The sequence below is a fragment of the Amycolatopsis sp. H20-H5 genome (assembly GCF_035828755.1).
In the GTDB taxonomy this organism is placed as follows: Bacteria; Actinomycetota; Actinomycetes; order Mycobacteriales; family Pseudonocardiaceae; genus Amycolatopsis.
The window spans coordinates 1-8,000 of record NZ_JAYMZS010000208.1 but is presented as its reverse complement, the minus strand read 5'-3'; the positions used below and the strand labels follow the sequence as shown (position 1 = coordinate 8,000).

The window sequence follows — 8,000 nt, the reverse complement described above, 5'->3', positions numbered from 1 at the left end:
CCGCGGCTGCCGACCACGAGGAGCTGAGCGTGCGCACCGAGTTCGAGCAACGTCCGCACCGGCCGCCCACGCCGGATGATGTGCTTCGCGGCGCCGTCGGGATACTTGTCCCGCCAGCCGGATAGCTGCTCTTCCAGAGCACGCCGTTCGTCCGCCGCGATGGCCACCGGGTCGGCGGTGAGGACGTGGGGCCGCACCGAGCCGTCCCCGAGAACGGCGTTCCAGGTGCGGACCGCGATGAGCGGGGCCTCGCGCAGGAACGCCTCCTCGAACGCGAACGCGAGGGCCGCCTCGGACGCGGGAGAGCCGTCGACACCGACCACCACCGGCTCAGCAGTATTCCCCGCGCCACGGGCGACGACCACCGGACAGTGACCGTGGTGGGCCAACGCGACAGCCGTCGAACCGATCAGCATTCCGGTGAAGCCGCCGAGACCTCGCGTTCCGAGCACCATCAGCGAGGCGGCTGCGGACTCGTGGATGAGCGCGCCCACCGGTTCCGCCTCCCGCACGACGGTGTCGACGTGAAGCTCGGGCCAGCGCTGGGAAACGGCCGTCTCGGCCTCCCGAAGACAGGCGAGCCCACTGCTTTCGAGGCCGTCGCGAACCATCTCCACGGTCGGCAGCTTGATCGGGACCCGGGCCGTCGGCACCACATAGGTATGGATCAGCTTCACCGGCAACTGCCGTCTTACGGCTTCGTCACCAGCCCACAACGCCGCCTCGACAGCCGATCGGGACCCGTCGATGCCGACGACGACGGGCATCTGCTCACTGGTGGGACGCATGACTGGTCTCCTGATTCAGTGCGTGCGGGTGACCCAGCACTTCGGCCACCTGGCTCGCCCATTCGCGAACCGCGGCCCAGTCGCGATAGTCGCCTTCTTTGACTCGCAACGCCGTCATGATCGCCCGCTCGGCGAAGCGCAGGACCTGCTTGTCGATCTTCCCCGAGAAAACCCGGTTCTTCCGCGCACCGACAAGGGCGACGACAGCCGAGACGTCGACCGGATCTTTCGCCGGTTTGAGCGGGTCACCGACGGGCCCGCTGGAGAACAGCCACACCGGTTTACGCAGGAGCGCGCCGCGATGGCGTTCCGCCAGGCCTTTGGCCGAGTCCAGCCACTGTCCCCTGTAGACGGCACTGCCGAGCACGACGGCGTCGTACTCCGCAACAGACCGGACCTTGTCAGCGAACATGACGTCGACCTGGGACGTCATTCCCCGCCCGGTGAGCTCCGCGGACAAGGCACGGCCGAGTTCGTCGGCGATCTCCTTGGTGGAGCCGTGACGGCTGGCCACCGCGATAAGGACCTTCATCGCTTGTCGCTCCGGTCCGGAGTCAGCCGGTCATGGACGATGGCCACCGGGCAGCTGGCCCGGTACAGCAGCGACGCACCGGACGAACCGCGGATGACTGTTTCGAGCTGCCCCCGCCCTCGCGAGCCGACGACCAGGAGCTGAGCACCCGCTGTCTGGGCGAGCAGGGCGCGCGCGGGCGCCATGTCCTTGACGACCCGCAGGTCGACGACGACGTCGGGATACTTGGCCGACCACGCGACGACGCAGGCTTCGACCTCGTGCAGCCGCATGGCGGTGGGCGTCCCGGCCTCGTCGTACCAGGCGTTCATCGCGATCAGACCGGCGCCGGCGCGAGACGCCGCCGCGAACGCGAACCCCAGTGCGGGGTCGTTGTCGGCCGTCACGTCGACGCCGACCACGATCGGCCCGGCGTCCGGCGGGTCGTCACGGACCACGATCACCGGACAGTGCGCACCGGCGGCCACCGCGGCCGCCACCGAGCCCAGCAAGAGCCCCACCGCGGCGTTGACGCCGTGTGAGCCGACCACCAGCATTCCCGCGTCGGATGATCGGGAGATGAGCAGTTTCGCGGCGGTGCCGGGACCCAGTTCGCTGGTCACCCGTACCTCGGGCGCCACTGCCCGTGCGACGGCCACCGCACGGGCGAGCTGCCGGTCGCCGGCCGCCAGCAGCACGTCCTCGCTGTTGTCCCGGGTGGCGAGGTGATGGTCGAGTTCGGCGGCCGAGAAGGCGGTCGCGTGCACGAGGACGAGCTCGGCATCGGCGCGGGCGGCCTCGCGGGCGGCCCACTTGGTCGCCGCGAGACAGGCGGCAGAGCCGTCGATACCGACAGCTATCGGGGCGGTGGCACGGCGTCGGTAGGTCATCGGCCCTCCAGGCTTCAGGTTGCCCTCAGCCTGTCCCCCGGGCGCGCCGCCAGTGAGGGCCGCAAGTCACCTGAGTCAGGGCCGAAGGCCCCGGGAGTCTCCCCAAGTGACCTTGGAGAACTCGACGAGGGACGTTCGGCCCTTCCGACACTCGTCACGCGGAACCGACAGTGGGCAAGGGAAGCGACGGTGCGACCCACGACGAGCAGGAGGCGGCCCCATGACCACGAGCGTCAGGCCCGTGGGGCCGCTGACCGCGGACCAGGTCGAGTCAGTACTCATCGCCGCGACGTCAGCCCCCTCCCGGCACAACGACCAGCCATGGCGATTCCGCTGCACGGCCACGACCATCGAACTGTCCGCGCCGCAGGCGACCAGCCAGGAGACGCTGCTCGCCTGCGGCGCGGCGCTGCTGAACCTGCGGCTGGCGATCCGGGCACTGGGCGTCTACCCGGACGTGCGGATCCTGCCCGTTTCCGGCCGACCGCAGCTGCTGGCCGTGGTGCGACCCGAAGGACATCACGCGGCGACGCCCGACGATCGGCTGCTGGCACAGGCGATCCCACGTCGCCGCACCAACCGCCACCCGGCGGTCTCGGTCACCGTCCCGGCGTCGATCCTCAACGAGCTCCACGCCGGGGCGGAGATCGAACGCGCTTGGCTGGCCACCCTCACCCCCGCGCAGCTTCCGCAGCTGAAGGCGATAGCCCATCGCGCACGTCTCGCCCAGGGTGAAGACCATACGGCGGCGAGAGACTGGAAGAGCTGGACAGGCCGGACCGTGACCACGATCGAGCCCCGGGACGAATGGATACTGCAGAACGCCGAACACGGGGCGATGGCGGCCGACGAGACCCCGGAGCGACCGTCTCCGTTGATCGTTGTCATCGGCTCGTTCCAGGACCTGCCCGCAGACCGCATCCAAGCGGGCCAGGCCCTGCAACGGGTGCTGCTCATCGCGACCACCGCGGGCCTGTCGGCATCGTTTCTGCCCCAGCTGCTCCAGGAGTCGTCGACTCGCAGGGAACTCCGTGACCTGCTGGGCGGCGGGATGTGGCCGCAGACCGTCCTCCGCCTGGGCCATCGGTCTCCGGTGCCCGCGTCATCCCGGAAGCACCTCGACGAGGTCACCCTGACCGACGAGCAACCGGTCGATCCGGCCCGCAACGGTCGCAGCCCTGCCACCGACGCCGATCCCCGACTCGACGGGCCCCACGGCGAACAGTGTGGCTTGAAACTCCACAAAGGACGATCGTCCTGATTGCCTCCGGCGGGTGCTTTCGTCCCTGCCCGAGGTGACCGAAGACCCTGTGTCCGCTGAACCAGGAAGACCACAGTGGAGTCATGACACAGACCCGGCCCATGACCGACCACCAGCTCAAGATTTCGATCAGCACCGAGCTGATCTGGACGCCCAGCGTCAACGCCGATCACATCGGGGTCGCCGTCACCGACGGCGCCGTGACCCTGTCCGGCCAGGTCCAGACCTATCCGGAAAAGGACATCGCCCTACACGCCGCGATGCGCGTTCACGGAGTCACCGCCGTCGTGGACGACATCGACGTACAGGACCGGTGGGGAACCCTCGAAGACGCCGACATCGCCCGCGAAGCTGGCACCCTTTTCGAGCACAGCACAGTAATCGTCCCGAAGGGCGCGGTGACGGCAACGGTGCACGACCACGTCGTCACCCTGTCCGGCGAAGTGAAATGGCGCTACGAGCGCGAGGCTGCCCGGCAGGCTATCGCCGCGTTGCCTGGCGTACGCAGCGTGCAGAACCTGATCACGGTCAAGCCCACCGCCGTGATCTCGCCGGTGGAGGCCAAGGCGAAGATCACCGCGGCCCTGGTCCGCAACGCCCGGCTCGATGCCAAGCGTATCGACGTGACCGTCGAAGGCAGCGAAGTCACGCTGACCGGCACTGTCGCTTCCTTCGACGAACGCCGCCACGCGGAGGACGCCGCCTGGTTCGCGCCCGGCGTGACCCACGTTGAGAACAAGCTCAACCTCGGTTTCTGACCGAGTTCGCCCGCTTCCTTCGCCCGATTCGAGGAGCACCATGAGCCCCCTGATCATCGTCGCCATCGTCGCCATCGCACTGCTCCTGCTGGGCTCCGCGGTGCGCGTCATCAAGCAGTACGAACAGGGAGTCCTGTTCCGGCTCGGCCGGGTACTGGGCTCCCGTGAACCCGGCCTGCGCCTGATCATCCCGTTCGTCGACGTCCTGCACCGCGTGTCCCTGCGGATCGTCACCATGCCCATCCAGTCCCAGGGCATCATCACCCGCGACAACGTCAGTGTCGACGTCTCCGCCGTCGCCTACTTCCGCGTGGTCAACGCGACGAAGTCCGTCGTCGCGATCGAGAACGTCTACTCCGCGATCGACCAGATCGCCCAGACCACCCTGCGGAAGGTCGTCGGCCAGCACACCCTCGACGAAACCCTTTCCGACACCGACAGCATCAACCTCGACATCCGCCGAATCCTCGACGTCACCACCGTCGAGTGGGGCGTCGAAGTCACCCTCGTGGAACTGAAAGACATCCAACTGCCCGAAACGATGAAGCGGGCCATGGCACGACAGGCCGAAGCCGAGCGGGAGAAGCGAGCGAAAATCATCAGCGCCGAAGGCGAATCCCTCGCTGCGGCAGCGCTCGGCGACGCCTCCGACACGATGATGGCCCACCCGCTGGCACTGCAGTTGCGGAACTTGCAGAGCCTCGTCGAGATCGGCGTCGACAAGAACACCACCGTCGTGTTCCCCGCACCGCTGATGAGTACGATCGGGGAACTCGGAGCTTTCCTCGCCAAGGAAACAGCCGCCGCCCGGCCCCTGGAAAAGGTCGCCGCCGCCGACAAGGCCGCGCCGCCCATGGCCGTCAATGGAGCGAGCGAACCCAACGGGCATCCGCCGGTTACCGTCAGCGTCCCCTGAGTCCGCCGATTTTCTGCTCCTGCTTATGCACTTTCGGAAACCGAATAAAGCACTACCCGAAACTTCGGTGACTCCGTGGATGGCAGAGCCCGGTGCGTACGGCCGTAGCGGTGCGCACCGGGCTTGGTCCGCTGTCAGTGCCGGTCGGTCAGCCGACGCAGATGACGCCAGTGCCCGAGCTACCGTTGGTGCCATTGGTTCCGACGGCGCCGTTGGTGGTGGCGATGGTGTCTGTGTCTCCTCCACCGGTCACGGTGCCGGAGCTGCCGACGCCACCGGCACCGAGGGTGCCGCCCGCACCGCCCGCGCCACCAGCGCCGGGGTTGCAGCCGTTGCCACCGTTGCCACCTGTTCCGCCGTTACCGCCCTTGCCACCGGTCACCGTGATGCCGTCGTCCCCGAGACCACCGTTGACGGTCCCGCTGCTGCCGACGCCGCCGGCACCGCCGGCGCCCCCGTCGCCGCCCGCGCCCCCGATTTGGCCGCTGTCGCTGCCGTTGCCGCCCTTGCCTGCGAGCGCGCCGACTCCGCCGACTCCACCGGTGACCTTGAGGGTGTCGTTACCGGCGTCGCCGGTGATCGCCCCTGAACTGCCGATGCCACCGGCTCCGCCGACGCCACCGAAGCCGCCCGCGCCGCCGCCGTGACCGATCCCGCCGACCCCGCCCGCGCTGCCGTTGGCTCCGGCGCCACCGATCACGGTGAGAGTGTCAAGCCCGTCGTCACCACTGAGGGTGGCGGAACTCCCTTGACCGATGCCGCCAACTCCGCCCGCACCGCCGACACCACCTACACCGCCCGTACCAGCGCTGGGCCCGCTGATGCCACCGAGCGCGCCGGCACCACTGGCTCCGCCCGCCCCGCCGGTGACTTTGATCGTGTCGTTCCCGAGCCCGCCGTGGATGGCACCGACGCTGGCGAGCCCGCCCGCACCGCCAGCACCGCCGACGCCACCTGCACCCCCGGCTCCACCGAGGACTCCGGCTCCACCGATGCCGCCGGTTCCGCCTACGCCACCTGCGCCGCCGACGAGGGTGACATTGTCAGTACCGTCACCACTGTTGACGATCCCGGTGCTGCCCAGGGCGAGGCCCCCGACTCCACCAGCCGCACCGGCCCCACCAGCACCCCCGGCAGGGCTGGTGCTGGTGCCGACACCGCCAACGCCGCCGGAAGCACCTGTAGTTCCCGCAGTACCGGTGATGGTGATGGCGTCGTTGCCGCCGAGGGTGTCGATCGTGCCATCGACAGGCGCACCAGTGACGGTGACGATGTCATCGCCGCCAGTGCCGGTCAGAGTCTGCGCGGCAGGGATACCCGCGGTACAGACGATGGTGTCGCCGGAACCGTTGAAGACCCGGGTGCAGCCGACCGGATCGGCGTGCGCCGAACCGGGGACGATCAAGGCGAAACCGGCAGCGGTACCCAGTCCTAAAAGGACAGTCCGGGTACGGCTGGCAGTGGTGGAGCGTGCGCTTGATCTCATGAGCAACCTTACAGTTTCCTAGAGTGAGTCCGGGCTGACACCGCGAACCCTGAGTGCGGCCCGCGACCGAAATTCCGGCAGCGGTTCCCATGCCGGGGTAAACCAGGCACATGGGCCCACCAGCACTCTTGAGAACCACACTTGCCCCAGCCGAGCCGATTTGGCAACGAAAAAGAGTCCCGACCACTCCTCTGCGAGGATACTTCCTCCCGATGCGAGGAAAGGGACAGCGATTTTTGAGGCTCGCCCAGACGTGAATATCAAGGAATACGAGAAACGGTTTCTTCCCCCTTTTCAGAAACGTCCTCAGGAACGTCCACCACCCAGGATATCCCGGCGACTGGAGGTTGCGACCTGGGTGCGCGGCCACGAGGACATCGACGGTCGCGGTGGCGCCCGAGGACCTGAGCGACGACGGTGGCGCAGTCGACAACGTTGGCCGAGGCGGCAGTGTCCTCGTTGGCTACGCTGACGACGTCGAGAATGGCCTCCGCACTGACGGTCGTCGGGCGGCCGGGCTGATCGGGAACAACGTCGAGTCGCGGGAAGGCAGCGTAGACCGGCACTGGCCACGAGTGGCGCACGGAAAGCCTGTCGAACAATAAAAGGCACCCACTCGTGTCTGAGGTTCGCACTTTTGGTGACACGATTGGTGGGTTTTCGTATGACACGGAGTGGGCAACGTGCCAGACTGGACCGCTCCCGGTTTGGTGGACATTAGCCCGTGTCTCTCAATTTGTTGGTTCCTGTCCGGGTGTGGATGACGGCGCAGGCGAGGAGGACACCGCCGAGGTAGGTGAGCGCGTATGTGTCGTAGCGGGTTGCGATACCGCGCCATTGTTTGAGTCGGTTGAAACCGCGTTCGACGGTGTTGCGCGGGCTGTAAAGCGCGGGGTCGAACGCGGGTGGCCGGCCTCCGGCCGAGCAGCCGGAAGTCGCGGCCGGGCTCGCCCACGGCCCGGCGCCTCTCGGCGTCGTCGTCGAGCAACGGCACCAGCTGGGGGTTGTCACCGGCTTGGCCTGCGGTCAACCGGATCCCGACCGGGGCCTCCCGCTGGTCGGTCAGAGCGTGGATCTTCGTGGTCAGCCCGCCCCGCGAACGGCCGATCACGTGGTCGGACGGTTCACCGGCGGCTTTCTCGTAACTCGCCAGAGCCCCCTGAGGCGAGCGTGTCGGACCGTGCGCCCGCGGAATGCTGATGCGCCCGCGCGCTCGTCGAATCCACCGACAACAGCTTCTCGATGCCCTCGGCCATGTCGGTGTCGACCCCGAACACGGCAGCGACCTGGGCGAACATGTCGTCATAGGTGCCGTCCAAGGACCACCGATGATGCCGTTTCCACACCGTCTGCCACGGCCCGAAATCGGTGGGCAGGTCCCGCCACGGAC

The 8,000-nt window shown here is 68.1% G+C and carries 8 protein-coding genes and 1 pseudogene; 4 read left to right on the top strand and 5 right to left on the bottom strand.

The features are described from left to right. From QMK34_RS46070 to QMK34_RS46060, 3 genes are all read right to left on the bottom strand, one after another. A partial coding sequence (locus QMK34_RS46070) for a universal stress protein (protein ID WP_326421274.1) occupies positions 1-788 on the bottom strand: 788 nt, incomplete at its 3' end. Further along, positions 772-1,320 (bottom strand): flavodoxin domain-containing protein, encoded by a 549-nt coding sequence (locus tag QMK34_RS46065; RefSeq protein ID WP_326421273.1) that lies wholly within the window; start codon positions 1,318-1,320, stop codon positions 772-774. The genes QMK34_RS46065 and QMK34_RS46070, both read right to left, overlap by 17 nt. Then, a complete protein-coding gene (locus QMK34_RS46060) occupies positions 1,317-2,189 on the bottom strand; it encodes a universal stress protein (protein ID WP_326421272.1) in 873 nt (290 codons plus the stop codon). The genes QMK34_RS46065 and QMK34_RS46060 overlap by 4 nt, the downstream gene beginning before the upstream one ends. Positions 2,190-2,409: 220 nt before the next feature. Between QMK34_RS46060 and QMK34_RS46055 the strand changes: the two genes are divergently transcribed. From QMK34_RS46055 to QMK34_RS46045, 3 genes are all read left to right on the top strand, one after another. After that, on the top strand, positions 2,410-3,450 hold the full coding sequence (locus QMK34_RS46055; RefSeq protein ID WP_326421271.1) for a hypothetical protein: 1,041 nt from the start codon (positions 2,410-2,412) through the stop codon (positions 3,448-3,450). Between the two features lie 83 nt (positions 3,451-3,533). Next, a complete protein-coding gene (locus QMK34_RS46050) occupies positions 3,534-4,208 on the top strand; it encodes a BON domain-containing protein (protein WP_326421270.1) in 675 nt (224 codons plus the stop codon). 40 nt (positions 4,209-4,248) lie between these two features. Continuing rightward, the gene (locus QMK34_RS46045; RefSeq protein WP_326421268.1) at positions 4,249-5,124 is read left to right on the top strand and encodes a slipin family protein; all 876 of its coding nucleotides are present in this window, start codon (positions 4,249-4,251) and stop codon (positions 5,122-5,124) included. A 148-nt stretch (positions 5,125-5,272) separates the two neighbouring features. On the opposite strand, the gene QMK34_RS46040 is transcribed toward QMK34_RS46045, so the two are convergent. Next, entirely contained in the window at positions 5,273-5,824 is a 552-nt protein-coding gene (locus QMK34_RS46040) for a hypothetical protein (RefSeq protein ID WP_326421267.1), read from the bottom strand. Positions 5,825-5,872: 48 nt separating this feature from the next. On the opposite strand from QMK34_RS46040, the gene QMK34_RS46035 reads away from it, so the two are divergent. Further along, entirely contained in the window at positions 5,873-6,559 is a 687-nt protein-coding gene (locus tag QMK34_RS46035; RefSeq protein ID WP_326421265.1) for a hypothetical protein, read from the top strand. Positions 6,560-7,327: 768 nt separating this feature from the next. On the opposite strand, the pseudogene QMK34_RS46030 reads toward QMK34_RS46035, so the two are convergent. After that, a pseudogene (locus tag QMK34_RS46030) lies at positions 7,328-8,000 on the bottom strand (IS5 family transposase); the annotation flags it as partial.